Source organism: Allobosea sp. GW823-FHT02B03 (assembly GCF_058797755.1).
Map to the genome: position 1 here is coordinate 763,092 of NZ_JBXAJY010000002.1, position 24,706 is coordinate 787,797.

Sequence of the window (24,706 nt, forward strand, 5' to 3'; positions counted from 1 at the left end):
TCATGCCATCAGACTGTCGAGCCCACGGCGCAGGCCGATTTGCTCGCCGACACGACGCGCCGCCAGCAATGTGCCGCCGACATAGGGCGCGGCCGAGGTCCCGGCATCATGCCTGATCACCAGCCGCTCATCGGCGAGGCCGAACACCGCCTCGCAGGAGAGCACGAAGCCTGGCATGCGCAACGAATGCACCTGCACGGGGTGAGGCGCACCGATCGCGCCGCCGCGCGTCTCGCGCACGCCGCCGAGTTCGGAAACCGCCAGCGAGGTCCCGGCCATGCGCTCGGCGGCGAGCGTCTCAGCGAGTTCTCGCCCCGTGCCGGAAGGCGTATCGGGCTTGGAAGGCGAGGCATAGTCGATGATCTCGACATCCGGCACGTATTTCACCGCTTCGCGGGCGAAGCGCCGCAGCAGCGTCGCGGTGATCGAGAAGTTTCCGGCGGCGAGCACACCGACGCCGGCACGCTCGGCGGCCGCCGCGATATCGGCATAGTCCTCGCCGGACATGCCGGAAGCGCCGACCACGACATGCCGCCCCGCCGCGATGGCGGCGAGCACATTGCCCTTCACGCTGTCCGGCTTGGTGTAGTCGATCAACACGTCGCTCGGCACGCCAAGCGCCTCCGCGACCGTCGCGAAGACCGGCAGTCCGTTCGCCGGAAGCTCCGCAGCCTCGCCGAGGTCGCGCCCGGCCGCCTGGCGCGAGACGCCCGCGACCAGTCCTAGATCGGGCGCAGCCATGATCGCGGCGACGAGCGCCTTGCCGACCCAGCCGGTGCAGCCGGCGAGCGTGATGCGGATCATGGGCGGCTCCTCGCAAATCTCGAACAAGCGAGGATTAGGCGAGCGCCCCGGCAAGGTCCATCGGCGCCGACCAGAGGAGAGCTTTGGCTAGAGCACGAGCCGCATCAGCGGCCGGCCCTCCTTATGCCGAGCAACCTCCGCGAAACCGGCGCGCCGGAACACGCCTTCGGGCCCGACATAGAGCCCCTCGCCACTGCGCTTCGTATCGTTCGCCATCGGCGCGGCTTCGAGCAGCCGGGCGCCGCTGCGGCGCGCAAAGTCGATGCCGCCGTCGAGCAACGCGCCGGTGACGCCCTGGCCGCGAAAGCCCTTGCGCACGAAGAAGCAGGACGCCGCCCAGTTGCGCTCGTCCTGCGCCGGCGCATCGGGCAGCGGCGTCGAGGCACGGCGCGGATTGTTCCACTCGGGCACATGCGCGCGCGGGCCGATCTGCAGCCAGCCGACCGGGACTTCGCCCAAGAAGGCGAGCACGCCGGGCGGCGGCCCCTGCTTGACGCGCTGTTCGAACAATCGCCGTGCGCCCTCGCCGAGCAAGGGCTTGCGCAGCTTCGGCGCCATGCGGAAATGATTGCACCAGCAGCCATAGCACGGCCCCTGCGGCCCGAAGAGGTCCTCCAACGCCGGCCAGAGCTCCGACGTCAGAGGAACGACGTGAAACCCGGTGCTCGCCACGCGTCTTCTCCCCTCTCTCGACAGGCTTCCGCAAACAGGCGAGGAATGAAGCGTCGCCTCCAAGGCGGCCGCCAAGCCTCGGGAGGCTTCACCCATGTCACTCGAACTCTTCGCCGCCTATCTCCTCGCCTGCCTGGTCATCATCATCGTGCCCGGGCCGACCGTGACGCTGATCATCGCCAACAGTCTCAGGCATGGTAGCCGCGCCGGGCTTCTCAACATGGCAGGAACGCAGGCCGGCCTCGCCATCATGATAGCGATCGTCGGCATCGGCCTCAGCTCGGTGATCGCGGCGATGGGCCACTGGTTCGACTGGGTGCGGCTCGCCGGTGCCGCCTATCTGATCTGGCTGGGATGGAAGATGTACCGCAGCACCGGTGAGGCCGCCGAAGGTGCAGCCGAAGCGCGCCCACCGCGCGGCGGCTTCTTCCTGCAGGGGTTGCTGGTCGCGCTGAGCAACCCGAAGACGCTGCTCTTCTTCGGCGCCTTCTTCCCGCAATTCCTCGATCCGACGCGCGACTACGCCACACAGATCGCGATCATGGGCGCGACCACGATGCTGTTCGCGGCAGTCAGCGACGGCGCCTATGCCGTGCTCTCCGGCCGGGCTGGCCGCTTCCTGTCGCAGCGGCGCGTGCGCCTGCTCTCCAGGTTCAGCGGCGGCTTCCTGATCGGCGGCGGGCTCTGGCTCGCCTCGACCCGCAGCAACTGAGATCCAGCGGCACCGTCTACCAGGGGATCGTCTCGCCCTTCCAGGTCCGGAAGCTGTTGGTCTCGGCCATGCCGGAGGCGTCGATGGTCTCGATCAGACCGGCGGCGCTCTCGGTCGCCGGAATATCGGCCCCGCCGCCGCCCATGTCGGTCTGCACCCAGCCGGGATGGAACAGCAGCACGGCGATCTCGCTCGCGCGCACCGCATTGCCGAAGGCGACCATCACCATGTTCACCGCCGTCTTCGAGGATCGATAGGCGATGGCACCGGACGGGTTGCCGCCGAGCGAGCCCATCCGGCTGGAGATCGTCGCGATCTTTCGCCCGCTGCCGGCCTCGATATTGGGCAGGAAAGCCTGCGCCACCCGCAACGGCGCGTAGACATTGACTTCGAAGACCTCGCGCCAGGCGTCGAAATCCATCTCGAAGGCCGATTGGCGGTCGCGCGGGCCATAGAGCCCGGCATTGTTGACGAGCACGTCGAGCGGCCGCCCGGCGAGCGCCCGCTTGGCAGCGGCGACGCTGTCGTCGGAGGTCACGTCGAGCTCTAGCGGGGTCAGCTCCCCGACATGCACGCCCGCGAGCTCGGCCAGCGCCCCGCCCCAGGGATCGCGCGCCGCGGCGATCACATGATCGCCCCGTCGCAGCAATTCCATCGTCAGAGCGAGGCCGATGCCGCGATTGGCGCCGGTGATCATCCAGGTCTGCGACATGCTCAGGTCTCCTTGGCGCAAGCGTCCTTGCGAGGAGACTTCAGCCGGCGAGGCAATCCAAGGCGACAAAGCGCAACCCCGGATTGCTTCGCCGCACTCGCAGTGACGACAGGCGAAGAGCTATGTCTCAGCCCTTGCGCTTTCCATACCCCCCCGCCGTCGGCGTCAGCACCGTGACCGCCTCGCCGGCCTGCAGGAAGGTCTGGTCCGAGGGCTTCAGCTCCTCGACCTCGCCCGAAAGCCGGCGCACCAGCGTCCGCCCGAGCTCGCCGGGCTCGCCGCCCTTCATGCCGAACGGCCTGACCTTGCGATGCGAGGCAAGGATCGCGCAGTCCATGCTCTTGCGGAAACGGATGGTGCGGCTGGTGCCGTCGCCGGCATTCCATTCGCCCTTGCCGCCCGAGCCGGCGCGGATGTGGAAGTCCTCGAGCACGACCGGGAAGCGCGTCTCCAGTATCTCCGGATCGGTCAGGCGCGAATTCGTCATGTGGACGTGCACGCCCGAGGTGCCGTTGAAGCCCGGCCCGGCCGGCGAGCCCGAGCAGATCGTCTCGTAATACTGGTACTGATCATTGCCGAAGGTCAGGTTGTTCATCGTGCCCTGCGAGCACGACATCGCCTCCAGCGCACCGAACAGCGTGTTGGTCACCGCCTGCGAGACCTCGACATTGCCGGCAACAACGGCAGCCGGATAGCGCGGCGCGAGCATCGAACCTTCTGGCACGATCACCTTGATCGGCCTGAGGCAGCCGGCATTCATCGGGATCGCATCGTCGACCATGACGCGGAAGACATAGAGCACGGCGGCGCGGGTCACCGGCGCCGGGGCATTGAAGTTGTCCTCGCGCTGCGGCGAGGTGCCGGTGAAGTCGACCGTCGCCTCGCGCTTCTCGCGGTCGACGGTGATCTTCACCTTGATCGCGCAGCCCTGGTCCATCGGATAGGTGAACTCGCAATCGTGGAGCTTGGCGAGCAGCCGCGCGACGCTCTCGGCGGCATTGTCCTGGACATGACCCATATAGGCCTGCACCACGTCGAGGCCGAAGGAGCGGATCATCTTCTTCAGCTCCGCCACGCCCTTTTCGTTGGCTGCGATCTGCGCCTTCAGGTCGTTGACGTTCTGGACGACGTTGCGCACGGGGTAGCGCGCCCCGGTCAGGAGCTTGATCAGCTCCTCCTCGCAGAAGCGTCCCTGATCGACGATCTTGAAATTGTCGATATAGACGCCTTCTTCCTCGATGTTCGTCGCCAGCGGCGACATCGAGCCCGGTGCGGTGCCGCCGACATCGGCGTGGTGGCCGCGGCTCGCCACCCAGAACAGGATGTCCTTGTCCTGCGCGTCGAAGACCGGCGTGCAGATCGTGATATCCGGCAGGTGCGTGCCGCCGTTATAGGGCGCGTTCAGGCAGTAGACGTCCCCCGGCCGGATCACCGGGTTGTTCGAGATCACCGTCTCGACCGAGCGGTCCATCGAGCCGAGATGCACGGGCATGTGCGGCGCATTGGCGACGAGCGCGCCGGTCTGGTCGAAGACCGCGCAGGAGAAGTCGAGCCGCTCCTTGATGTTCACGGAATAGGCGGTGTTCTGCAGCGTCACGCCCATCTGCTCGGCGATCGACATGAACAGGTTGTTGAAGATCTCGAGCATGACCGGATCGGCCTTGGTGCCGATCGCCGCCTGCTGGATCAACGCCTTGCTGCGCACGAGGACGAGATGGTCCTTGGCCGTGAGCTTGGCGCTCCAGCCCTCCTCCACCACCACGGTCTGGTTCGGCTCGATGATGATGGCCGGCCCGGCGACCGACTGTCCCGGCGCCAGCGCCTCGCGCCGCACGATCGCCGCGTCATGCCACTGCCCCTTCGAGAACAGGCGGGTACGCTCGGCGATGGCCGGCTCGCCGGCCGCCTCGCTGGCCGAGGCCTCCTCGAACTTCGCGCCGCCGCCGACCGCCTCGACCTCGACCGCCTCGACGACCAGCGCCTTGGTCTCGTCGATGAAGCCGAAGCGCGCACGATGGGCGTTCTGGAAGGCCTCCTGCATTTCGGCGCGGCTGCCGAACGGCGTCGCGATCGCGGTGTCGGTGCCGGCATAGCGGATATGGGCGCGGACATGGATGGCAATGTCGCCTGCCGGCACGCCCTGGCCTGCAACCTCGGCCGTCGCCTCGGCGCCGAGCCGCTCGGCTACGGTCGCGATCGCCGCCTTGGCCTCGCCATCGAGGGGCACGTCGAGCGCGGCCGTTCGCGTCGCCCGGATCTCGGCAAGGCCCATGCCATAGGCCGAGAGTAGGCCGGAGAACGGGTGCAGCAGCACGGTCTTGATGCCGAGCGCGTCGGCGACGAGACAGGCATGCTGGCCGCCCGCGCCGCCGAAGGAGTTCAGCGCATAGCGGGTGATGTCGTAGCCGCGCTGCACCGAGATCTTCTTGATCGCCTCGGCCATGTTGGCGACGGCGATCTGGATGAAGCCGTCGGCGACCTCCTCGGGCGAGCGGCCGTCACCAACCTGTGCCGCCAGCGTCGCGAATTTCTTGCGCACCGTCTCGACATCGAGCGGCGCATCCTGCTTCGGGCCGAAGATCGCCGGGAAATAGGACGGGATCAGCTTGCCGACCATGACGTTCGCGTCGGTCACCGCGAGAGGGCCGCCACGGCGATAGGCGGCAGGCCCCGGATTGGCGCCAGCGGAATCCGGGCCGACGCGGAAGCGCGCCCCGTCGAAATGCAGGATCGAGCCGCCACCCGCGGCGACCGTATGGATCAGCATCATCGGCGCGCGCATGCGCACCCCTGCGACCTCGGTCTCGAAGGCGCGCTCATACTCGCCGTCGAAATGGGCGACGTCGGTCGAGGTGCCGCCCATGTCGAAGCCGATCACCTTGTCGAAGCCAGCCGAGCGGCCGGTCTCGGCGAGGCCGACGACACCGCCGGCCGGGCCCGACAGGATCGCGTCCTTGCCCTGGAAGAGCTCGGCGGCGGTGAGCCCGCCCGAGGACATCATGAACATCAGGCGCGCGCCGGTGCGGGCGATATCGAGCTCTTCGGAGACCTGCGCGACATAGCGGCCGAGGATCGGCGAGAGATAGGCGTCGACAACGGCGGTGTCGCCGCGCCCGACGAGCTTGATCAGCGGCGAGACCTCGTGGCTGACCGAGACCTGGGGAAAGCCGATCTCGCGGGCGATACGCGCCGCGACCTGCTCATGCGCCGGATAGCGATAGGCGTGCATGAAGACGATGGCGACGGCGCGGAAGCCGGCATCGTATTGCGCCTGCAGGGCGGCGCGGATCGCCGCCTCGTCAGGCGCCTGCTCGACGGCGCCGTCGGCCAGCACGCGCTCCTCGACCTCGACCACCGCCTCGTAGAGCTGCTCCGGCTTGATGATCTCCTTGGCGAAGATGTCGGGCCGGGCCTGGTAGCCGATGCGCAGCGCATCGCGAAAACCCTTGGTGGTGACGAGCAGCGTGCGGTCACCCTTGCGCTCCAGCAGCGCGTTGGTCGCGACCGTGGTGCCCATCCTGACCTCGCCGACCAGCGCCTCGGGGATCGGCTCGCCGGCCTTCAGTCCGAGATGGTCGCGAATGCCCTGCACGGCTGCGTCGCGGTAGGCGCCGGGGTTCTCCGAGAGCAGCTTCCTGGCATGAAGCTTGCCATGCAGATCACGGCCGATCACGTCGGTGAAGGTGCCGCCACGGTCGATCCAGAAATCCCAACGGCTCGCGGTCATCGCACCCTCCCAAGTGACGACAGAGATTTGGATTACACTTCATCGATAAATCGTCGATGAAAAATTGACAAGTCGAATTCGGCGGCTACGATCGCAATTGTGACCGGAACATGGCTGAGGGGCCAGGCCGGCCGGGACAAGGGAGAGAGCAATGACGGGATCGGCCCTGGCCTTCTGGCCCGGAGAGCGCCGGCGCTTCAACGCCGTCCGCATGGCTCAGCCTGTCCCGGCGCAGCGGAGCGCCAGATGATCCGCACGGCGCTCGACAAGCTCTACCTCTTCGCCGGCTACGCCGCCGGCTGCTTCCTGATTGCGATTCTCGTTCTGATGATGGGGCTCTCGCTCGGCCGCGAGGTCGGGTTCAACATTCCCGCCGGCGACGACTTCACCTCCTGGTGCATGGCCGCGATGGCCTTTCTCGGCCTCGCCCACACCTTCAAATCCGGCGAGATGATCCGGGTCGGCCTCTTGATCGACCGCTTCAAGGGCCGCAAGCGCTGGCTGTTCGAGACCTTCTCCCTCGTGCTCGGCCTCGGCTTCACCGGCTTCTTCGCCTGGCACGCCTCGGTGATGACCTGGCAGTCCTATGCCTTCAACGACGTCGCCGGCGGCGTGGTCGCCATGCCGATGTGGATTCCGCAGCTCGGCTTCTCGGGCGGGCTGGTCATCCTGTTCATCGCCATGCTCGACGAATTCATCCATGTCGTGCTGCGCGGCAACGAACCGCGCTACGAGAAGCCTCCCCCGCAATCCGACGAGGAGATCGTCGAGCGCGCCATGCAGAGCGGGGTCTGAGCCATGTCCATGATCGAAATCTCTGCGCTGCTGCTCGGCCTGCTGGCTGTACTGCTGGCGGGCGGCGTCTGGATCGCGATCTCGCTGATGGCCTGCGGCTGGGTGGCGATGCAGTTCGTCGCCGGAGGGATTCCGGCCGGCTCCGTGCTCGCCACGACGATCTGGGGCAACAGCGCCTCCTGGACGCTCGCCGCCCTGCCGCTCTTCATCTGGATGGGCGAGATCCTCTATCGCACCCGGCTTTCAGAAGAAATGTTCCGCGGCCTCGCCCCCTGGCTGAACTGGCTCCCGGGCCGGCTGATGCACGTCAACGTGCTGGCCTGCGGCATCTTCGGCTCGGTTTCCGGCTCGTCGGCGGCGACATGCGCAACGGTGGCCAAGATCGCCCTGCCCGAGCTGAAGAAGCGCGGCTACAACGAGAAGCTCGCTCTCGGCTCGCTCGCCGGCGCCGGCACGCTCGGCATCCTGATCCCGCCATCGATCACCATGGTGGTCTATGCGGTGGCGGCCAACGTCTCGATCATCCAGGTCTTCCTCGCCGGCTTCCTGCCCGGCCTGCTCGTGATGGCGCTCTATTCCGGCTACATCGCGGTCTGGCACCTCATGCATCCCGACAAGGCGCCGCCGCCCGAGCCGAAGATGCCGCTGCGCGAGAAGCTCAGGGAATCCGCCAACCTGATTCCCTGCATGCTGCTGATCGCGCTGGTCTTCCTGTCGCTGCTGCTGGGCTGGGCGACGGCGACCGAATGCGCCGCCTGGGGCGTGCTCGGCTCCTTCGGCATCGCCTGGTGGTCGGGCTCGCTCACCAGGGAAGCCTTCTGGCAGAGCGTGATGGGCACGACGCGGATCACCTGCATGATCATGCTGATCCTCGCCGGCGCCTCCTTCATGTCGACTTCGATGGCCTATACCGGCATCCCGCTGGCGCTGGCCGCCTGGGTCGACTCGCTGCACCTCTCGCCCTACGCGCTGATCGCCGCGCTGACCGTGATGTACATCATCCTCGGCGCCGCGCTCGACGGCATCTCGATGATCGTGCTGACCACCGCGATCGTCATCCCGATGATCAAGGCCGCCGGCTTCGACCTCGTCTGGTTCGGCATCTTCCTGGTGCTGATCGTCGAGATGGCAGAGGTCTCGCCGCCCGTAGGCTTCAACCTCTTCGTGCTCCAGACCATGTCCGGCAAGGATTCCAACACGGTGGCGCTCGCCGCCCTGCCCTTCTTTTTTCTGCTGGTCGCCGCAGTGGCGATCATTACCATCTTCCCGCAGATCGTGATGTATCTGCCCGAACTCGCCTTTCCGAAATGATGCGCAACGACAATCACAACCAAGAGGGAACGGAGAACACCATGAAGCGTATCGATTTCATCAGGGGCCTGCTGGTCGCAGGCGTCGCCGCCACCAGCCTTTCATTCGCGGCGACCGGCGCGCTGGCGCAGACGAAATGGAACCTGCCGGCGGCCTATCCGGGCGACAATCCCCACACCGAGAACCTCGTCACCTTCGCCAAGGACGTCGAGGCGGGAACCGGCGGCAAGCTCTCGGTCACCGTCCACGCCAACGCCTCCCTGTTCAAGGCGCCCGAGATCAAGCGCGCCGTGCAGACCGGCCAGGCCCAGATGGGCGAAGTGCTGATGTCGATCCACGAGAATGAGGATCCGGTCTTCGGCATCGACGTCGTGCCCTTCCTCGCCACCTCCTTTGCGGATTCCAAGAAGCTCTATGCCGCCTCGAAGGCGGCGGTCGAGAAGAAGCTCGACAGCCAGGGCATCAAGCTGCTGTTCATGGTCCCCTGGGCGCCGCAGGGCGTCTACGCCAAGAAGGACCTGAACTCGACCGACGACATGAAGGGCCTGAAATGGCGGGCCTATAATGTCGGCACCACCCGCCTCGGCGAGATCCTCGGCATGCAGTCGGTGACGATCCAGGCGGCCGAGCTGCCGCAGGCGCTGGCGACCGGCGTCGTCAACTCCTTCATGTCCTCCGGCGGCACCGGCTACGATTCCAAGGCCTGGGAGACGCTGAGCCATTTCTACGACGTCCAGGCCTGGATTCCGAAGAACGCCACCTTCGTCAACAAGGCCGCCTTCGCCGCCCTCGACAAGGCGACGCAGGACGCGATCCTCAAGGCGTCGGCCGATGCCGAGGCACGCGGCTGGAAGCTCTGGGAAGAGAAGACCAACTGGTATCTCGACCAGCTCAAGTCGAAGGGCATGAAGGTCCAGAAGCCGAGCGAAGCGCTCGCCTCCGGCTTCAAGAAGGCCGGCGACACCCTGACCGCCGACTGGCTGAAGAAGGCCGGCGCCGACGGCCAGGCGATCATCGACGCCTACAAGAAGATGTGACGCCACGCATAGCCGCCCGCTCGCGCGCGGGCGGCTATGCACACCGGCCCACGACATGACGAGGCCCCGCTTGCGAGGGACCTCGCCGCCAAGGATGACCGCGCGATGCAAGATCCCGACGCCACCCCGCCCGATACGAAGCTTGCGGCCTCGCTGCTCGGCCCGATCGTCTCCTCCGGCCATCTGGCTTCGGGCGCGATGCCGGCCCTCTCGGAGTTCGAGTTCGCGCTCAGCATGACGGTGCACGCCTTCCATCGCTGGATGCTGCGCGGCATGACGGCGGCGGGCATCCCCGATCTGACGCCGATGGACGTGCTGGTGCTGCACAACGTCAACCATCGCGGCAAGCCCAAGCGCCTCGCCGATATCTGCCTGATCCTCAATATCGAGGACACGCATGTCGTGAACTACGCGCTGAAGAAGCTCGAGCGCCTCGGCCTGATCAAGGGCGGGCGCAAGGGCAAGGAAAAGACCGCCGCGGTGACCCCCGCTGGCGAGGAGGCCTGCCGGCGCTATGCCCAGGTCCGCGAGCAATTGCTGGTGAAATCGGTGCTGGCGACGGGCATCGACCCGGCGCGCCTCTCCGAGATCGCCGCCGTGATGCGCTCGCTCTCCGGCCAGTACGACCAGGCGACGCGTGCTGCGGCAAGCCTTTAGGCTCTCCCCGGCAGAGCGTTACTTCGCCGCTTCGGCGTAGCGCGCAGCGTACTCCGCCTCGAGCCCGCCGAGCCTCGACCAGAAGCCGCGCGGCGGCGCGCCTGTCAGCCGGTCCTCGAGGATGCCGAGATGCATGTGCCAGCCGCCGGAGACGCTGGTCATCTCGGCCTTGTCGGCCAGCTTGCGATGCGTCACCACGAGCCTGACCCGTTCGCCTTCCGGCGCAAGTTCGAACGTCACCTCCGATGTCGCCTGCCCCTCGCCCGGCCAGGTGAAGGCGATCGCCCGCTGCGGCTCGTAGCGTGTCACCGTGCCGTGGCTGAGCCACCCCTTCTCATGCACCTCGCGATAGCGCTCGGGCGGCGCCTCGTCGGTGATCTCCGAGTGCTTGAACAGCAGTTCGGCCTTGCCGCCGACCCGCGGCTCGATCTCGCCCGAGGCCAGCCAGGTCCCGCGCTTGCCGGACTCGGTGATGTAGGCCCAGACCCGCTCCAGCGGCCCGGGCAGGACACGCTCGAAACGCACCGCGCCGCTTTCCAGGACAACCCCGTACTCGTTCATCACGCCACTCCCTCGTCCTTCTCGGGTTTTGCCAGTTCCTGCTCCAGCCGGCCGAGCGAGGCGTTCCAGAAGCCGCGCACCTGCCGGACCCAGGCCTCGAATGCCTCCAGCCCCTCGGGATCGAGCCGATAGATGCGGCGCTGGCCGCTGACCTCGACCGTCACCAAGCCGGCCGCCTTCAGCACCTTGAGATGCTGCGAGATCGCCGGCGCGCTGACCTCGAAGCGCGCCGTGATCTCGCCGGCCGCAAGCGCCCCCTCGCCCAGCATCTCGATGATGCGGCGGCGCGTCGGGTCTGCGAGAGCCATGAACCTGTCCATGTCCCGATACTTCATTTTCTGCTTAATTAAGTCAATACAAAAATGAATTGTGCCAGCGGCCCTGTACCTGACGCGGCCTCCCCTTGCGTCGGGCGACTTGCCTCGGCGTCGGCAACGGGCGATGGAACCGGCTCCCGCCCTGCCCAAAAGATCGCCATGCCCAGCCGCAACACCACGCTCGCCGGTATCGCAATGATGCTGCTGGGCATCCTGCTGTTCTCGCTCAACGACGTGATGGGGAAATGGCTGGTCGCGACCTATACGGTCGGCCAGGTCCTGCTCCTGCGTTCGGCAGCCGCACTCCTGGTGATCATCCCCTTCGTGGTGAAGCAGGGCGTAGGCCGCACGCTACGCCCCGAGCGGCCCGGCCTGCAGCTGCTGCGCGTCACGCTCGGCTCCTGCGAGGTCGCTCTCTTCTATTGGGCAGTCTCCTATCTGCCTCTCGCCGACACGATGACACTCTGGCTGGCCGCGCCGGTCTGGGCGGTGGTGCTGGCGGCGCTGCTACTCGGCGAACGGGTCGATGCCGGCCGCTGGCTCGCGGTGGCTGCGGGCTTCGTCGGCGTCGCGATCGCGCTCAACCCCTCCGGGCAGAGCCTGTCCCTGCCGGCGATCATTGCGCTGGTCGGCAGCTTCTCCTTTGCGGCCATGATGATCACCGGCCGGCAACTGCGCGGAACGCCCGACGTCACCCTGGTCTTCTGGCAGACGCTCGGCGCGCTGGTGATGGGCCTCGTGCTGCTGCCCACCGGCTGGGTGACGCCGACCCTTGCCGATCTCGGCCTGCTCGGCCTGCTCGGCATCATCGCCATGGTCGCGCATCTGTGCGTCACGCGCTCGCTGAAGCTGGCTGAGGCCTCGGTCGTGGTGCCCTACCAGTACACGCTGATCGTCTGGGCGCTGGTGTTCGGCTGGTTCGTCTTCGGCGACTGGCCGACGCCGACCATGCTGTTCGGCGCCGCCCTCATCATCGCCGCCGGCCTCGCTTTGCTCGTGCTCGAAAGGCGGGCCGGAAACGCGCTGTCCGAGGCAGCCGCCAAGGACCGCGTCGAACAGAACTAAGCGCGCGCGCCAGCGGCGGCCGCCGCAGCCCGCTGCCGGTTCGGCCGTCTGGCGATCGTCCCGCTCCCTGCCGGGGTGTCCTGCGTCGAGGTCGGGGCTGCGGGGCTGGTATCGTCGGCGCGGACGCGCGACAAGTCTCCGGCCCGGCCGCAGAGCCGGGCGCTGGCGAGGAACGATGATGGCGACGATCTCCTATCTGACGACGGTGCAGTTCGGCTTCGGCGAATTGAAGGCGGTTGCCGACGGCCTCGCCCAGTTCGGCATCTCCCGTCCGCTGATCGTCACCGACCGCGGCCTCGCCGCCACCGATCTGATCGGGCGCCTGCGCGCCGTCTCGCCTGTCCTCGGCAATGCCGCGCTTTTCGCGGAGACCCCAACCAACCCGACCGAGGAAGCCGTCCTCTCCGCGCTCGCCGTCTATCGCGAGCACGCTTGCGACGGGCTTATCGCCATCGGCGGCGGTTCGCCGATCGATCTCGCCAAGGGCGTCGCCCTACTCGCCGGCCATGACGGTCCGCTCGAAACCTATGCCGCGATCCTCGGCGGCATCCCGAAGATCACCGCCAAGGTCGCGCCGGTCATCGCCATCCCGACCACGGCCGGCACCGGCAGCGAGGTCGGCCGCGCTGCCCTGATCACGCTGAACGACGGCCGCAAGCTCGGCTTCATCTCGCCCCACCTGATCCCGAAGCTCGCTATCTGCGATCCCGAGCTGACGCTCGGCCTGCCGGCCTGGCTCACCGCCGCGACCGGCATGGACGCGATCACCCATTGCATCGAGACCTATCTCAGCCCGCGCGACAACCCGGTCGCCGAGGCGATCGCGCTGGACGGGCTGAAGCGCGCGGTCGGCCATATCGAACGCGCCGTCGTCGACGGCTCCGACCGCGAGGCACGCAAGGAAATGCTGATGGCGGCCCTGCAGGGCGGCCTCACCTTCCAGAAGGGGCTCGGCGCCGTGCACGCCCTCTCCCATCCGCTCGGCGGGTTGAAGCAGGTCTCGCTGCATCACGGCACGCTGAACGCCGTGCTCCTGCCGGCCGTGCTGCGCTTCAACGAGCCTTCGGCCAAGGACAAGTATGCCGAGATTCGTCGCACACTCGGCCTCTCCGCCGATGCCGATCTCGCAGAATGGATCGCCGGCCTCACCGCAAGGCTCGGCATGCCGGCCTCGCTCTCGGCGATGGGCGTGCCGCGCGAGGTCCTGCCCGCCATCGCAGAGGCCGCGGTGAAGGATCATTCCAGCGCAAGCAATCCGCGCGCCGCCAGCGCCGCGGACTATGAGGCCATGCTGGAAGAGTCCTTCGGCTGACCGGAAAGCGCGATAGGAAAGTCACAATCAGCGACGGTTTGCGCCCGAAAGGCAACCGTCGCCTTGACCGGAACGGGGCTCGCCGCCATCGTAGCGGAACGGATTCAGTCCCTTTTTCCGAAGGCCGCCCATGCGCCGCGTTTCGCTCCTCTCGGCCCTTGCCGCCACGCTCTGCCTCGCTGCCCTGCCGGCGCGGGCAGGAGGTGAAGTTTATGGCGACCCGGCCTATCGCTCGGGCGGCCGCTATGTCGACCCGGCCGACCGCGCCGAAGAACGCATCATCCCGATGTACGGCAACCTGCCTGCCTGCGAGGACCCGGCGGTGCTGGGCGAGATCACGAGTTGGTTCAATTCGCGCGAAGCCAAGTTCTGGGGCCCGCTGCGAGTTGTCAGCTTCGACCATGTCCGGCCGATCGCCTGGCGCCCCTGGGGTGCGGACTTCATCCCGCGCCGCTTCTGCACCGCGCGCGTCATGACCAATGACGGCGTCCTGCGCCGGGTCGACTACTCCGTGCGTGAGAACCTCGGCCTGTTCGGCTGGACCTGGAACGTCAACTGGTGCGTCGACGGGCTCGACCGCCACCGCTCCTACGCCCCCGGCTGCCAGATGGCGCGCCCCGGCCCCGAGCGGTAACGTCGGCGCATGAAGCTTTCACGCGCCTGGCTGTCATCGCTGGCGCTGCTCGGTCTTGTTGCCTTCGGCGCTCCGGCGCAGGCGCAGCATAGCCGTGGCGGTGCGCCCGGCGATTTTGATTTCTATGTGCTCGCCCTCTCCTGGTCGCCGGGCTTTTGCGAGTTGGAGGATGGCGGCCGCGGGCGGGCGCGCGAGCAATGCGCGCCCGGCGCCAATCTCGGCTTCGTCGTGCACGGGCTCTGGCCGCAGAACGAGCGAGGCTATCCGACCGATTGCGGCCCGTCCGGGCGCAGTCCTTCACGAATGGCGATGTCGGAAGCCGAGGGGCTGTTCCCGTCCGAAGGGCTCGCCCGCTATCAATGGCGCAAGCACGGCACCTGCACCGGCTCGAGCCCGAGCGACTATTTCGCCGATGTTCGCCGCGCCCGCGAGAAGATCGTGATCCCGCCTCCCCTGCGCGACAGCGGCCGCGAGCAGATCTGGACGCCGATGGATCTCGAACGCGCCTTCGTTGCCGCCAATCCCGGCTTGCGCACCGACATGATGTCGGTCGCCTGCCGCCGCGGCGTGCTCCAGGAAGTGCGGATCTGCTTCACCCGGGACCTGCGGAGCTTCCGCACCTGCCAGGAAGTCGACCGCTCCGGCTGCCGGGCGCCGGACTTCAAGGTCAACGCCAGTCCCTGAGCCCTAGCTGCCACGGCCGATATCAGCCGGAGCGAGATCGGGCCCGGGCATGCTCAAGCAGAGCCGTCAGCGGTCAGCTTGAAGAAAATCCGATAAAACAAGGGATTAGAGCATTTCCGCGTTTCAAGGAAATGCTCTAAGACCGCTGCATGAACTACCGTCACGGCTTTCACGCCGGCAATTTCGCCGACATCCTGAAGCACGTCATGCTGATGCGTATCCTCACGCATCTCAACGGCAAGGATAAGCCCTACCGCATCATCGACACCCACGCCGGCGCCGGACGTTACGATCTCGGCTCGGACGAGGCTCTGCGCACACATGAATGGCGCGACGGCGTGGCACGGCTCGACCAGTCCCTTCTCGCCCCGGCGGTGGAGGAACTGCTCGCCCCCTGGCGCAAGGCGGTGGCGGCCGCTCGAGCTCTCTACGGCGCCGACGCCTACCCCGGCTCGCCTTGGCTCTGCCGTCAGGCGATGCGCGCCGACGATCGCTTGATCGCCGCCGAGCTGCACGAGAACACCCACCGCAAGCTGGTCCAGGCAATCGGAAGCGACTCGCGTTGCAAGGCGCTGGCCATCGACGGCTGGGTCGCCCTCGGCGCCAATGTGCCGCCAAAGGAGCGGCGCGGACTGGTCCTGATCGATCCGCCCTTCGAGGAGAAGGACGAGTTTGCGACGCTCGCCGACGCCTTCGTCGCCGCCTGGCGCAAATGGCCGACCGGCACCTACGCGCTCTGGTATCCGATCAAGGATCGGCGGCCCGTGGATGGCCTCGTATCGGCAATTTCGGACGCCGGCATTGGCCGCCTGCTCAGGCTCGAGATCGATGTCGATCGGCCTGAGGCAGCCGGAGGTCTCGGCGCGACCGGGCTGCTGGTCGTCAATCCGCCCTGGCTGCTCGCGCAGGAAGCGGAAATCCTGCTGCCGGCGCTGTGCGAGCGCCTCGCGCAAGGCCCGCGGCCGCGCTATCGATGCGAGGCGATCCGCCCCGACGGCTGATCGTTCCGATTCGCAGCGAGCCCGAGAGCCTTGCCATGCTGACCTTGCGTTCTTCCCCCGCCTCGCCCTTTGGCCGCAAGGTCAAGATCTCCATGATCGAGCTCGGTCTCACGGACAAGATCGAGATCTTGGTGGCCGACACCACCAACCCCGCCGACCCTCTGCGTAAGCAGAACCCGCTCGGCAAGATACCGACCCTTGTCCTCGAGGACGGGTCGAGCCTGTTCGATTCGCGGGTCATCGTCGACTATCTCGACCATCTTGCCGGTGGCTGGCGGATCATCCCGGCCGGTGCGGAACGCTTCGCGCAATTGCGGCTGCAGGCGCTCGCCGACGGCATCTGCGACGCAGCCTTGCTCCAGGTCTACGAAGTCCGCTTCAGGGCGGTTGAGATGCGCCACGCCGGCTGGGTCGAGAACCAGCAGGGCAAGATCGACCGGGCGCTAGCTACACTCGAAGCCGAGCCGCCGGCCTTTGCCGACCGCCCGCGAATCGGCGAAATCGCACTTGCCTGCGCGCTCGGCTATCTCGACCTGCGCCATGAAGGCAAATGGCGCGCAGCGCATCCGCGCCTCGTCGCCTGGCTCGATGCCTTCGCTGCAAAGGTGCCGGCCTTCGAGGCGACACGCTTCAAGGGCTGACGGTAGCCTCATAGCCGGCCAGACGGTTCACGGCGCTACGCCCCGTCTATCCGATTGCAGTTCCGAACAAGGCCGCTCCTGAGGGGCGGCCTTTTGTGCAATGTCCGGGCAAGACAAGGCTGCGAAAAGCTTCACGGCGGCCAAGCTCCGGGCAAAGAAAAACCCGGTGGCCGAAGCCACCGGGTCTCGTTCCGTCTCCGGGAGGAGAAATCAGAACTTGTAGCTGAGGCGGGCGCGGACGACCGAGAAGTCGGTGCCGACCTTGGTGCCGAAGCCAGCGATGTTCTTCTCGCCGAGGTCGACGTAGAGGTACTCGACGCCGCCGATCAGGTTGTTGGTGAAGGCGTACTCGACGCCCGCGCCGACAGCCCAGCCACCGGTGTGGGTGCGGTCGGACGAGAAGGCCAGACCCGGGATCGAGGTCTTGACGTTGCCGTAGGCCCAACCACCGGTGACGTAGGGCAGGAACCGGTCGAAGGCGACGCCGACGCGAGCGCGGACGGTGCCGAAGTACTCGGTCTTGACGCTGTCACCGAAGACGTCGCGGCCGGTGCCGAGATCGGCGCCCTGGATGTCAGCTTCGAGGCCGACCACGAACTGGCCGATCTGGTAGTTGTAGCCGACCTGGCCACCGCCGACGAAGCCGTCGAGGTCGCCGATGTTGTTTGCCCAGCCGTTGAGGCTCACGTTACCCCAGCCGTAGCCGGCGTTGGCACCGACGTAGAAGCCGGTCCAGGTGAAGACCGGAACGTAGACCGGAGCAACGACCGGGCCCTTGCGGCTCGGCAGGTCGGCAGCGGAGGCAGCGCCGGCGGCGATGAGGCCAAGGGCCGCAACGCCCGAGAGCAGAAACTTCTTCATAGTATACTCCTTGGTGTCGTCACTGGGGCCGGCGCTGGACCGACGGTGATTTCGATGTCCCCGTTATAGGGGTATTCGCTGGCCGTGTCTGTTGCTGCGAAAACACAACTGCTTGCCAGACCGCGGCGAAATTGCGGCAGAATGCGGAACCATAAAGGCATATTGATCAACTTCGGTTAGTGATTGTTAAGATAGCGTGAATGGTGAATCAAACGGTAACGTATCGGCAGCCGCCAAATCTATGACTGGACGACGCGAACACATTAACGCCGCAATCTGAATTCGGTTCCCGCGCTCCTCGCAGGCCCGCCTCTCGGGGGCCCGCCGGCCCGGCTGCTTGCAGGCTCCCTCGCCCCATGCTTTAGCCGACATTCCCGCCCGCCACCGAGACGTTTTGCGTGCCGCCTCTCTCGATTTTCATCATTGCCCGCGACGAAGCCGACCGGATCGGCCGGACCATTGCGGCGGTGCGCTCGCTGAGCGACGACATCGTGGTGGTCGATTCCGGCTCGACAGACGGCACGCAGGCCGTTGCCGCCGGACTCGGCGCGCGCGTCATCGAGAACCCCTGGCCCGGCTACGGCCAGCAGAAGCGCTTCGCTGAGGACCAGTGCCGCCATCGCTGGCTGCTCAACCTCGATGCGGACGAGGTCGCGCCTCCCGAGCTCGTGGACGAGATCGCCGCCCTGTTCGCCACGGGGGAGCCCCCCGAGGAAGCCTACAGACTGCGTATCGCCGAGATGTTCCCCGGCGAGGGCGCGCCGCACCGCTTTGCCTACGCCCTGACACCGGTACGCCTCTATCGCAGCGACAAGGGGCGCTACTCGCCCTCCCCGGTGCATGACAGGGTCGAACTTCAGCCCGGAACCCGGGTCGGCCGGCTGAAAGGCACCATCCACCACTATTCCGTGCGTTCGCTCGGCGAGCAGATCGCCAAGCTCAATTCCTATAGCGACGCCCAAGCCGACGACCTCGATCAGCGTGGCGCGACGCTCTCGGCCTTGCGGCTGGCGCTGGAGTTCCCCGGCAACTTCTTCAAGGCCTATATCGGCCGCCGCCATGCGCTGCGCGGTGTCTACGGCTTCATGACGGCCATGAACTACGCATTCTATCGCTATCTGCGCGTCGCCAAGCACTGGGAGCGCCGGCTCCAGCGCCGCGGCGAGCGCCGTGAGGGAGGTCATGATGACCGCTGAAGTCGCACTCGTCACCGGTGGGGCGCGACGCATCGGCCGCGCCATCGTCGAGCGCCTGGCGGAAGCGGGCTATGCGGTCGTGATTCACTGCAATCAGTCCCGCAGCGAGGCCGAGGAGCTCGCCGCGCAGATTCGCGAAAAGGGCGGCCAGGCGGCCGTCGTCACAGCCGATCTGGCCGACGCCGCCTCCACCGACGGCCTGCCGGCGGCGGCGGAGGCGCCGTTCGGCCCGGTGACACTGCTGGTCAACAACGCTTCGAGCTTCCTGGTCGACGATGTCCGCTCCCTCGAGGTGCTGCGCTGGAACCGGCAGTTCTCGACCAACCTGCGCGCGCCCTCTGTCCTCGCCGGGGCGATGGCCAACCGGCTTCCGGCTGACCGGAAAGGCGCGATCGTCAACATCATCGACCAGCGCGTCTGGAAGCTGACGCCGCAATACTATTCCTACACCCTGACCAAGGCGGCGCTGCTGGCGGCGACGACGACCATGGCGCAGTCGCTCGCCCCGCGCATCCGCGTCAACGCCGTCGGTCCGGGCCCGACCTTCGCCAACTCCCATGGCGGCGAAAGCGCCCTCGCCACCGAGGCGGCTGGCACGGTGCTGAACCGCAAGGTCGAGCCCCGCGAGATCGCCGACGCGGTGCTCTATCTCGCCCGTGCCGAGGCGATCACCGGGCAGATGATCGCGGTCGACGCCGGCCAGCACCTGTCCTGGCGCACGCCCGATATCGTCGATTGACGGCGCGGAGCGCTCAGGCCTTGGCCTCGGTGCTGTAGGGCGCCCGGCCGCTCGCCAGCGCGTCATCGAGCAGTTCGAGCCGGTCCTGGCCCCAGAACACCTCGCCGCCGAGGACATAGCTGGGCGCGCCGAAGACGCCCGCCTTGACCGCCGCCTCGCTCGACGCGGCATAGCGCGCCGCCACCGCCTCCGATTCGGCCTGGCCGACCAGGGCCTCGCCGTCGAGCCCGGACGCTTCTGCCATCTCGATCACCAGCGCCCGCTGCGAGAGGTCCAGCTCCTGCGCCCAGACACCGGCCAGCACGCGCTCCATGAAAGCACCGGGGTCCTTGCCGGCGAGCGTCGCGGCGATCAACGCCCGATCCGCGAGCGCGATGTCGAGCGGGAAATGGCGTGGGAACAGGTTGAGAGGCTTGCCGCGCCGTTCGCGCCAGCGCTGCAGTTCGAGGATGCGGTAGCGCTGACGTACGGGGTGGCGCTTGGGCAGCGGCAGGCCGCCGGTCTCGTCGAAGACCAAACGCAGCGGCACCGGAAGATAGTTGACGGCGCAGCCATGGCGCGCGGCGATCGACAGGAAAAGCTCGTGCCCGAGATAGGTCCAGGGCGAAAGGAGGGAGAAGTAATAGTCGATCTGTCGCTGCATCGCCGGTCTCCACGCAAGGCGCGAGAGATTGCCCTCTAGCGATGCGCCGCGACAAGTCGTTCCGGCGCGAATGCTCATGCGCGAATCGCGTGAACGGGCTGAGCAGCAGCGTCCGAGCCTTCGGCGACGACGAGCGCTTTCCGGCTTTGCGCGCCTCAGGCGGCCTTGTTCTTCACCGCGCCGATGATCGCGGTCAGGATCGCGCCGCCGGCACCGCCGCTGATCAGGTTGGCGAGAATGCCGCCAATGCTGAGATTGCCGCCTGCCGCCGCCGCGGTGATCGCCGGCAGCACGATCGGAACCAGCTGGCCGAGCACGCCGCCGCCGACAAGACCGGCGATCGTGTTGCCGATGGTACCGAGATCGAAGGTCGGCGAAGCCTTGCCGGCCGCATTGCCGCCGATCGCGCCGGCGACCAGGTTCATCAGGATCTGTTCCATGCGTCCCCCGCAGCCATGTTGATGGTGGATGACCGCGGAAGGATGACTCCGTCCCGTCCCGCAAGCAACAAAAGATGACGCAAGGGCAGGCCAGCGAGGATCAGCCCAGCGCGATCGCCGAGATCAGCCGGCCGTAGTCGGCCTCCTGGCGATGGGTCGTGCGCCGATAGCTGTAGAATCTGGACTCGTCGCCATAGGTGCACAGGGCGAGATCGATGAAGCGGCCGATTCCCGCCTCCTGGGCGCGGTGGGCGATGAAGGCCGGCAGGTCGAACATCGCATGAGCCGGACGCTCGGAAGCGTGGAAGAAGCGCGAATAGGTCGCGTTCTCTGCCTTGAAGCGCTCGATGAACTCCGGCCCGACCTCATAGGCCGCGGCACTGATCGTCGGGCCGAGCACCGCGACGATGCGCTCGCGGCGCGCGCCGAGCTTCTCCATCGCCGTCACGGTCGCGCCGACGACGCCGCCGAAAGCACCCTTCCAGCCGGAGTGGGCCGCGCCGATGACCCCCGCCTCGCTGTCGGCGAACAGGATCGGCCCGCAATCGGCGCTGGAGACACCGAGCGCGACGCCATGGGCGATCGTCACCATCGCGTCGGCCTTCGGGCGCTCATCCGGCCAGGGACCGGTCACCACCGCCACATCCGGCGAGTGCACCTGGTAGATGCTGACGAGCTTGTCACGCTCGACGCCGAGATGGGCGGCCATCCGCGCGCGGTTCTCGGTGACGTGGGCCTGGTCGTCCTGCGAGCCGACGCCGCCGTTCAGCGAGGCGTAGATCCCGGTCGAGACCCCACCCTCGCGCGTGAAGAAGGCGTGCCGGATGCCGGTTTCGCCGGCGAGGTCAGGAGAGGTGATGAACATCGCTTTCCGGCTCCGTTTCAGGGGGCGGCCTGCTCTGGCAGGCGATGAAGGTCAAATCCGGGCAGAAGCGGCAGGCGCGGGTCGGCCAGTGCCAGCACCTTGAAGAGCTGCCCCATATCGGTAGCGGTGCCGGCCTCGACCAGCCGGTTCGCACCCGCGGCGAGCGTGCGCGCCTGCTCCGGCGTCGCCCGCCGCGACAGCGCCGCGACGCGCTGCTCCAGTCCCAATGCCAGCAGAAAATCGCGCTGCGTTGCCGGACCGTGCGCCGTCGCGCCGGCCGCCAACCCAGCCTGCGCCATGCGCGCGAAATCGACATGCACGGTGAGGTCGGCATCGCCGGGCTCGGCCAGCGGATCGACGAATCCGTGCTGCCGCATCGCCTGAAGGGTATCGCCGAAGCCGGTCTGCGCCGCGCCATAGTCGATGAAGAGCCCCGCGCCGCCCTCTGCCGCGACATGGCGCGCGACCATCGCGACCGTCTCCAGCGCCGCAAGCGGCTGCTCCAGCACGGCGCCTTGCGGGGCTGCGCGCGCGATCTGCCTTTCGGGCTCGGCAGACAGGCCGAAGGCAAAGCGCCCCTCGCCGTCGAGGCCGACCAGCCGTTCGCGCCAGCCTTCTGGCGTCAGCACGAACTGGTCGAGCGGCAGCGCATCGAGGAATTCGTTGGCGACGACGATCGCGGGGCCTTCGAGCGCCTGGTCGAGCCGCTCATGCCAATGCGGCGCGACGCCGCTCGCCGCCAGCGTCGCCATCTGCCGCTCGCGCAGCACCGGGCTGGTTTCGACGAGATGGACCGTCAGCGCCTCGCGAAAGCCCGGCACGACCCTGCCCGCCCGCAGCATGTCCTGCATCAGCGTGCCACGTCCCGGTCCGAGCTCGACGAGGCGGAACGCGGCCGGCTCGCCCATCATCCGCCAGACCGTCGCGGCCCAGAGCCCGACCAGCTCGCCGAAGATCTGGCTGATCTCCGGCGCTGTGGTGAAATCGCCCTCCGCGCCGAACGGGTCCTGCTTCATGTAGTAGCCATGGCTGGGATGGCCGAGGCAGAGCGCCATGTAGCGGGAGAGGCTGAGCGGCCCCTCCTGTGCGATCAGCCCTGCGAGGTCCAGCGCCAGCGGCGTCACGGTTGCGCCGGCCCTCGCCGGGCGCCCAGGAACAGGGCGAGACCGGCCAGGAACAGCGGGATCGACAGCAGCATGCCCATGGTCAGGCCGCCACCGGCACCGCTGCCCGTCCCGAACAGGAAGCCGAGCTGCGGATCGGGCTCGCGGAAGAATTCGGCGACGATGCGCGCCACTGCATAGCCCATGCCGAACACGCCAGCGACGAGGCCCGGCCTCTTGAACCCGCCAGCCCGCACGATGAGAGCGAGCAGGATGAAGAGCACCAGCCCCTCGCCAAAGGCCTCGTAGAGCTGGCTCGGATGGCGTGGCACCGGCCCGGCATGGGGGAAGACCATCGCCCAGGGCACGTCCGGCGCCGGCCGGCCCCAGAGCTCGGCATTGATGAAATTGGCGATGCGGCCAAGGAACAGGCCGATCGGCACGACCGCGGCCGAGAGATCGAAGACGCTGAGCACCGGCACGCCGCGCCGGCGGGCGAACAGGACGAGCCCGGTCGCGGCCCCGATCAGTCCGCCATGGAAGGACATCCCGCCCTGCCAGACCGCGATGATGTCCTGCGGCCGGGCGAGATAGCGTTCGAGATCGTAGAACAGCACGAAGCCGAGGCGCCCGCCGAGCACGACGCCGAGCGCGACGAAGAGCAGCATGTCGTCGAGTTGGTCGGCCCCGGGCCGAGCACGCCCACCCCACAGCCCATCGGCCATCACCAGCTTGCGAGCATACCACCAGCCGCCGAGCAGCCCGGCGACATAGGCGAGCCCGTACCATTTGATCGCGAGCGGCCCGATCTGGAGCGCGACCGGATCGATCACCGGGAAGGGAAGGACGAAGACGGGCATGGGCAGGCAATCCGGGGGGCGTTGCGCGTGATGTCGAACGCTGACAGGGCGCGGTCAAGCGGAAATGCGCACCGCTCTCCCGCCGGCGACCGCATCGGCAGGCTCAGCCTGCGCTCCGGCCACGGCAGCCCGGAATCGTCGAACCGCGGTCAGTTATCCTTGGCCCGGCGACGGCGGACCGGCTTCGCTTCGCTCGGCTCCGGCAGCTTGGCCTTGGCTTCGGCCTCGCTCGCTTCCTTGGCGAGACGCAGCGCCTTCAGGCGTTCCGTCTTAAGGCGTACCTGGAGGGCCTCGTCCTCGATCGCCTGCCAGACCTGCGAGGCATCGCGCTTGCGCTGCTCGGTTTTCTCAAAGGCGACCTGCGCGCGGGCCTTGGCATCTTCCAGCTTCATGCTGCGGCTCGACATGGCAACCTCTCCCCGGCTGGCGCCGGACGCGCGTCAGTTCGTCGAAACGGGCGGCAGACCGGGCCGGGGCGTTCTGCCGAGCGGCGGCTTACGCTTCGGCGCGGGCAACAGGCCGTCGCGCTGCGCCTGCTTGCGAGCCGCCTTCCTTGCACGCCGGATGGCATCGGCGCGCTCGCGCACGCGGCGCTCCGACGGCTTTTCATAGGATCGGCGCTGCTTCATTTCCCGAAACACGCCTTCGCGCTGCATCCTCTTCTTCAGGACGCGAAGCGCCTGATCGACATTGTTGTCGCGCACAAGAACCTGCATCGGACATCCTCTCTTCAAAAAAGCAAAAGGGCCGGGCTTGATGTCCCGACCCCTCGATAGCCCTTGCTTCAGAGCGTTACGTGATGGCGCCAGTACATCCGTGGTCGCCTTTCAGATCGCTTGCCCCGTAGCAGCGGGCTTTCATTCGGCGCGCAGATTATCCGCCGACATCTTGCCGGAGCGCTTGTCCTGCACCAGCTCGTAGCTGATCTTCTGGCCATCGCGCAGATCGCGCATGCCTGCCCGCTCGACGGCGCTGATATGGACGAAGACGTCCTGACCGCCGTCATCCGGCTGAATGAAACCAAAACCCTTGGTGGCGTTGAACCACTTGACCGAACCCGAGCTCATGGGAGCCTCCTACAGTCGTACTTGATGAAGCCGCACGAATTAGTGCAGCGGCGATTTCGAACAGAGGAGGAAGATCGTCAGCGCGGCGCGTTCACGAGCACCGAGGCCAAGTCGTTCGGCCTAATATCGAGACATAGATATGGAATCCGGAAACGCTTTTGTCAATTAAAAATTCAAAAATAGATCAGATCACCTCGTGGCATCCTTCGCAGGCGGTCTATGGAATCTCGATCACATCAACGGAAAACGGTCGCTCCGCCGGCCTGAATACAGTGCAATTCAAGCGTGCG

The 24,706-nt window shown here is 67.2% G+C and carries 28 protein-coding genes; 13 read left to right on the forward strand and 15 right to left on the reverse strand.

Features of this window, described 5'->3' with window-relative positions; translation table 11 throughout:
- Positions 1-804, reverse strand: a complete 804-nt coding sequence (gene dapB, locus AC1REK_RS08670; protein WP_492268354.1) for a 4-hydroxy-tetrahydrodipicolinate reductase — start codon at positions 802-804, stop codon at positions 1-3.
- Between the two features lie 87 nt (positions 805-891).
- A complete protein-coding gene (locus AC1REK_RS08675; RefSeq protein ID WP_492268353.1) occupies positions 892-1,476 on the reverse strand; it encodes a GNAT family N-acetyltransferase in 585 nt (194 codons plus the stop codon).
- Positions 1,477-1,570: 94 nt separating this feature from the next.
- Between AC1REK_RS08675 and AC1REK_RS08680 the strand changes: the two genes are divergently transcribed.
- Complete coding sequence (locus tag AC1REK_RS08680; RefSeq protein ID WP_492268352.1) at positions 1,571-2,188, forward strand: LysE family translocator; 618 nt, start codon at positions 1,571-1,573, stop codon at positions 2,186-2,188.
- A gap of 16 nt (positions 2,189-2,204) precedes the next feature.
- Here AC1REK_RS08680 and AC1REK_RS08685 read toward each other — a convergent pair whose 3' ends face one another.
- Both AC1REK_RS08685 and AC1REK_RS08690 read right to left on the reverse strand, forming a co-directional pair.
- Positions 2,205-2,900, reverse strand: coding sequence for an SDR family oxidoreductase (locus AC1REK_RS08685; protein WP_492268351.1), 696 nt, complete (start codon positions 2,898-2,900; stop codon positions 2,205-2,207).
- Positions 2,901-3,027: 127 nt separating this feature from the next.
- The gene (locus tag AC1REK_RS08690) at positions 3,028-6,627 is read right to left on the reverse strand and encodes a hydantoinase B/oxoprolinase family protein (protein ID WP_492268350.1); all 3,600 of its coding nucleotides are present in this window, start codon (positions 6,625-6,627) and stop codon (positions 3,028-3,030) included.
- A gap of 246 nt (positions 6,628-6,873) precedes the next feature.
- On the opposite strand from AC1REK_RS08690, the gene AC1REK_RS08695 reads away from it, so the two are divergent.
- The 4 genes from AC1REK_RS08695 to AC1REK_RS08710 all read left to right on the forward strand — a co-directional run bounded on the left by AC1REK_RS08695 (position 6,874) and on the right by AC1REK_RS08710 (position 10,427).
- On the forward strand, positions 6,874-7,422 hold the full coding sequence (locus AC1REK_RS08695; RefSeq protein ID WP_316016757.1) for a TRAP transporter small permease: 549 nt from the start codon (positions 6,874-6,876) through the stop codon (positions 7,420-7,422).
- Between the two features lie 3 nt (positions 7,423-7,425).
- Entirely contained in the window at positions 7,426-8,733 is a 1,308-nt protein-coding gene (locus AC1REK_RS08700; RefSeq protein ID WP_316016758.1) for a TRAP transporter large permease, read from the forward strand.
- 41 nt (positions 8,734-8,774) lie between these two features.
- A complete protein-coding gene (locus AC1REK_RS08705; RefSeq protein WP_327520725.1) occupies positions 8,775-9,770 on the forward strand; it encodes a TRAP transporter substrate-binding protein in 996 nt (331 codons plus the stop codon).
- A 105-nt stretch (positions 9,771-9,875) separates the two neighbouring features.
- On the forward strand, positions 9,876-10,427 hold the full coding sequence (locus AC1REK_RS08710; protein ID WP_316016760.1) for a winged helix DNA-binding protein: 552 nt from the start codon (positions 9,876-9,878) through the stop codon (positions 10,425-10,427).
- Positions 10,428-10,445: 18 nt separating this feature from the next.
- Here the strand turns inward: AC1REK_RS08710 and AC1REK_RS08715 are convergent, their stop codons facing one another.
- Together AC1REK_RS08715 and AC1REK_RS08720 are read right to left on the reverse strand one after the other, a co-directional pair.
- Positions 10,446-10,988: an SRPBCC family protein gene (locus AC1REK_RS08715; RefSeq protein WP_316016761.1), complete on the reverse strand. Its 543-nt coding sequence runs from the start codon at positions 10,986-10,988 to the stop codon at positions 10,446-10,448.
- A complete protein-coding gene (locus AC1REK_RS08720; protein WP_316016762.1) occupies positions 10,988-11,296 on the reverse strand; it encodes an ArsR/SmtB family transcription factor in 309 nt (102 codons plus the stop codon). Before AC1REK_RS08720 ends, AC1REK_RS08715 begins: the two co-directional genes overlap by 1 nt.
- Before the next feature lie 168 nt (positions 11,297-11,464).
- Between AC1REK_RS08720 and AC1REK_RS08725 the strand changes: the two genes are divergently transcribed.
- The 6 genes from AC1REK_RS08725 (at position 11,465) to AC1REK_RS08750 (ending at position 16,642) form a co-directional block, all read left to right on the forward strand.
- On the forward strand, positions 11,465-12,370 hold the full coding sequence (locus AC1REK_RS08725; protein WP_492268349.1) for a DMT family transporter: 906 nt from the start codon (positions 11,465-11,467) through the stop codon (positions 12,368-12,370).
- A gap of 178 nt (positions 12,371-12,548) precedes the next feature.
- Positions 12,549-13,682, forward strand: coding sequence for a 4-hydroxybutyrate dehydrogenase (gene gbd, locus AC1REK_RS08730; protein ID WP_492268348.1), 1,134 nt, complete (start codon positions 12,549-12,551; stop codon positions 13,680-13,682).
- A gap of 130 nt (positions 13,683-13,812) precedes the next feature.
- On the forward strand, positions 13,813-14,316 hold the full coding sequence (locus AC1REK_RS08735) for a hypothetical protein (RefSeq protein ID WP_492268347.1): 504 nt from the start codon (positions 13,813-13,815) through the stop codon (positions 14,314-14,316).
- A gap of 9 nt (positions 14,317-14,325) precedes the next feature.
- Complete coding sequence (locus AC1REK_RS08740) at positions 14,326-15,000, forward strand: ribonuclease T2 family protein (protein ID WP_492268346.1); 675 nt, start codon at positions 14,326-14,328, stop codon at positions 14,998-15,000.
- Positions 15,001-15,149: 149 nt separating this feature from the next.
- A complete protein-coding gene (locus tag AC1REK_RS08745; protein ID WP_492268345.1) occupies positions 15,150-16,001 on the forward strand; it encodes a 23S rRNA (adenine(2030)-N(6))-methyltransferase RlmJ in 852 nt (283 codons plus the stop codon).
- A gap of 35 nt (positions 16,002-16,036) precedes the next feature.
- On the forward strand, positions 16,037-16,642 hold the full coding sequence (locus AC1REK_RS08750) for a glutathione S-transferase (RefSeq protein WP_492268344.1): 606 nt from the start codon (positions 16,037-16,039) through the stop codon (positions 16,640-16,642).
- A gap of 210 nt (positions 16,643-16,852) precedes the next feature.
- Here AC1REK_RS08750 and AC1REK_RS08755 read toward each other — a convergent pair whose 3' ends face one another.
- Positions 16,853-17,503 (reverse strand): outer membrane protein, encoded by a 651-nt coding sequence (locus AC1REK_RS08755; protein WP_492268343.1) that lies wholly within the window; start codon positions 17,501-17,503, stop codon positions 16,853-16,855.
- 398 nt (positions 17,504-17,901) lie between these two features.
- On the opposite strand from AC1REK_RS08755, the gene AC1REK_RS08760 reads away from it, so the two are divergent.
- Complete coding sequence (locus tag AC1REK_RS08760) at positions 17,902-18,699, forward strand: glycosyltransferase family 2 protein (RefSeq protein WP_492268342.1); 798 nt, start codon at positions 17,902-17,904, stop codon at positions 18,697-18,699.
- Positions 18,689-19,438 (forward strand): SDR family oxidoreductase, encoded by a 750-nt coding sequence (locus AC1REK_RS08765; RefSeq protein ID WP_492268341.1) that lies wholly within the window; start codon positions 18,689-18,691, stop codon positions 19,436-19,438. Before AC1REK_RS08760 ends, AC1REK_RS08765 begins: the two co-directional genes overlap by 11 nt.
- Before the next feature lie 13 nt (positions 19,439-19,451).
- Here the strand turns inward: AC1REK_RS08765 and AC1REK_RS08770 are convergent, their stop codons facing one another.
- From AC1REK_RS08770 to AC1REK_RS08805, 8 genes are all read right to left on the reverse strand, one after another.
- Positions 19,452-20,081: a 2-hydroxychromene-2-carboxylate isomerase gene (locus AC1REK_RS08770; protein ID WP_492268340.1), complete on the reverse strand. Its 630-nt coding sequence runs from the start codon at positions 20,079-20,081 to the stop codon at positions 19,452-19,454.
- A gap of 155 nt (positions 20,082-20,236) precedes the next feature.
- On the reverse strand, positions 20,237-20,521 hold the full coding sequence (locus AC1REK_RS08775; RefSeq protein ID WP_066471148.1) for a DNA methyltransferase: 285 nt from the start codon (positions 20,519-20,521) through the stop codon (positions 20,237-20,239).
- 100 nt (positions 20,522-20,621) lie between these two features.
- Positions 20,622-21,386, reverse strand: a complete 765-nt coding sequence (pgeF, locus tag AC1REK_RS08780) for a peptidoglycan editing factor PgeF (protein WP_492268339.1) — start codon at positions 21,384-21,386, stop codon at positions 20,622-20,624.
- Between the two features lie 17 nt (positions 21,387-21,403).
- A complete protein-coding gene (locus tag AC1REK_RS08785; RefSeq protein ID WP_492268338.1) occupies positions 21,404-22,510 on the reverse strand; it encodes a class I SAM-dependent methyltransferase in 1,107 nt (368 codons plus the stop codon).
- On the reverse strand, positions 22,507-23,349 hold the full coding sequence (gene lgt / locus AC1REK_RS08790) for a prolipoprotein diacylglyceryl transferase (protein ID WP_492268337.1): 843 nt from the start codon (positions 23,347-23,349) through the stop codon (positions 22,507-22,509). Before lgt ends, AC1REK_RS08785 begins: the two co-directional genes overlap by 4 nt.
- 149 nt (positions 23,350-23,498) lie before the next feature.
- Positions 23,499-23,756 carry a hypothetical protein gene (locus AC1REK_RS08795; RefSeq protein ID WP_492268336.1) on the reverse strand — a complete coding sequence of 86 codons (258 nt, stop codon included), beginning with the start codon at positions 23,754-23,756 and terminating at the stop codon, positions 23,499-23,501.
- Between the two features lie 33 nt (positions 23,757-23,789).
- Positions 23,790-24,065 carry a 30S ribosomal protein S21 gene (rpsU, locus tag AC1REK_RS08800; RefSeq protein WP_492268335.1) on the reverse strand — a complete coding sequence of 92 codons (276 nt, stop codon included), beginning with the start codon at positions 24,063-24,065 and terminating at the stop codon, positions 23,790-23,792.
- A 141-nt stretch (positions 24,066-24,206) separates the two neighbouring features.
- A complete protein-coding gene (locus AC1REK_RS08805; RefSeq protein ID WP_066471138.1) occupies positions 24,207-24,416 on the reverse strand; it encodes a cold-shock protein in 210 nt (69 codons plus the stop codon).
- Positions 24,417-24,706 lie beyond the last annotated feature (290 nt).

Bases quoted from the DNA above. Each gene is read 5' to 3' on its own strand.
- AC1REK_RS08685 (WP_492268351.1), bottom strand. From the start codon at position 2,900: ATGTCGCAGACCTGGATGATCACCGGCGCCAATCGCGGCATCGGCCTC.
- AC1REK_RS08750 (WP_492268344.1), top strand. From the start codon at position 16,037: ATGCTGACCTTGCGTTCTTCCCCCGCCTCGCCCTTTGGCCGCAAGGTC.
- gbd (WP_492268348.1), top strand. From the start codon at position 12,549: ATGGCGACGATCTCCTATCTGACGACGGTGCAGTTCGGCTTCGGCGAA.
- AC1REK_RS08720 (WP_316016762.1), bottom strand. From the start codon at position 11,296: ATGGCTCTCGCAGACCCGACGCGCCGCCGCATCATCGAGATGCTGGGC.
- AC1REK_RS08680 (WP_492268352.1), top strand. From the start codon at position 1,571: ATGTCACTCGAACTCTTCGCCGCCTATCTCCTCGCCTGCCTGGTCATC.
- AC1REK_RS08735 (WP_492268347.1), top strand. From the start codon at position 13,813: ATGCGCCGCGTTTCGCTCCTCTCGGCCCTTGCCGCCACGCTCTGCCTC.
- AC1REK_RS08745 (WP_492268345.1), top strand. From the start codon at position 15,150: ATGAACTACCGTCACGGCTTTCACGCCGGCAATTTCGCCGACATCCTG.
- AC1REK_RS08805 (WP_066471138.1), bottom strand. From the start codon at position 24,416: ATGAGCTCGGGTTCGGTCAAGTGGTTCAACGCCACCAAGGGTTTTGGT.
- pgeF (WP_492268339.1), bottom strand. From the start codon at position 21,386: ATGTTCATCACCTCTCCTGACCTCGCCGGCGAAACCGGCATCCGGCAC.
- AC1REK_RS08795 (WP_492268336.1), bottom strand. From the start codon at position 23,756: ATGTCGAGCCGCAGCATGAAGCTGGAAGATGCCAAGGCCCGCGCGCAG.
- AC1REK_RS08710 (WP_316016760.1), top strand. From the start codon at position 9,876: ATGCAAGATCCCGACGCCACCCCGCCCGATACGAAGCTTGCGGCCTCG.
- AC1REK_RS08725 (WP_492268349.1), top strand. From the start codon at position 11,465: ATGCCCAGCCGCAACACCACGCTCGCCGGTATCGCAATGATGCTGCTG.
- AC1REK_RS08740 (WP_492268346.1), top strand. From the start codon at position 14,326: ATGAAGCTTTCACGCGCCTGGCTGTCATCGCTGGCGCTGCTCGGTCTT.
- AC1REK_RS08765 (WP_492268341.1), top strand. From the start codon at position 18,689: ATGACCGCTGAAGTCGCACTCGTCACCGGTGGGGCGCGACGCATCGGC.
- rpsU (WP_492268335.1), bottom strand. From the start codon at position 24,065: ATGCAGGTTCTTGTGCGCGACAACAATGTCGATCAGGCGCTTCGCGTC.
- AC1REK_RS08715 (WP_316016761.1), bottom strand. From the start codon at position 10,988: ATGAACGAGTACGGGGTTGTCCTGGAAAGCGGCGCGGTGCGTTTCGAG.
- lgt (WP_492268337.1), bottom strand. From the start codon at position 23,349: ATGCCCGTCTTCGTCCTTCCCTTCCCGGTGATCGATCCGGTCGCGCTC.
- AC1REK_RS08695 (WP_316016757.1), top strand. From the start codon at position 6,874: ATGATCCGCACGGCGCTCGACAAGCTCTACCTCTTCGCCGGCTACGCC.
- AC1REK_RS08700 (WP_316016758.1), top strand. From the start codon at position 7,426: ATGTCCATGATCGAAATCTCTGCGCTGCTGCTCGGCCTGCTGGCTGTA.
- AC1REK_RS08775 (WP_066471148.1), bottom strand. From the start codon at position 20,521: ATGGAACAGATCCTGATGAACCTGGTCGCCGGCGCGATCGGCGGCAAT.
- dapB (WP_492268354.1), bottom strand. From the start codon at position 804: ATGATCCGCATCACGCTCGCCGGCTGCACCGGCTGGGTCGGCAAGGCG.
- AC1REK_RS08755 (WP_492268343.1), bottom strand. From the start codon at position 17,503: ATGAAGAAGTTTCTGCTCTCGGGCGTTGCGGCCCTTGGCCTCATCGCC.
- AC1REK_RS08690 (WP_492268350.1), bottom strand. From the start codon at position 6,627: ATGACCGCGAGCCGTTGGGATTTCTGGATCGACCGTGGCGGCACCTTC.
- AC1REK_RS08770 (WP_492268340.1), bottom strand. From the start codon at position 20,081: ATGCAGCGACAGATCGACTATTACTTCTCCCTCCTTTCGCCCTGGACC.
- AC1REK_RS08705 (WP_327520725.1), top strand. From the start codon at position 8,775: ATGAAGCGTATCGATTTCATCAGGGGCCTGCTGGTCGCAGGCGTCGCC.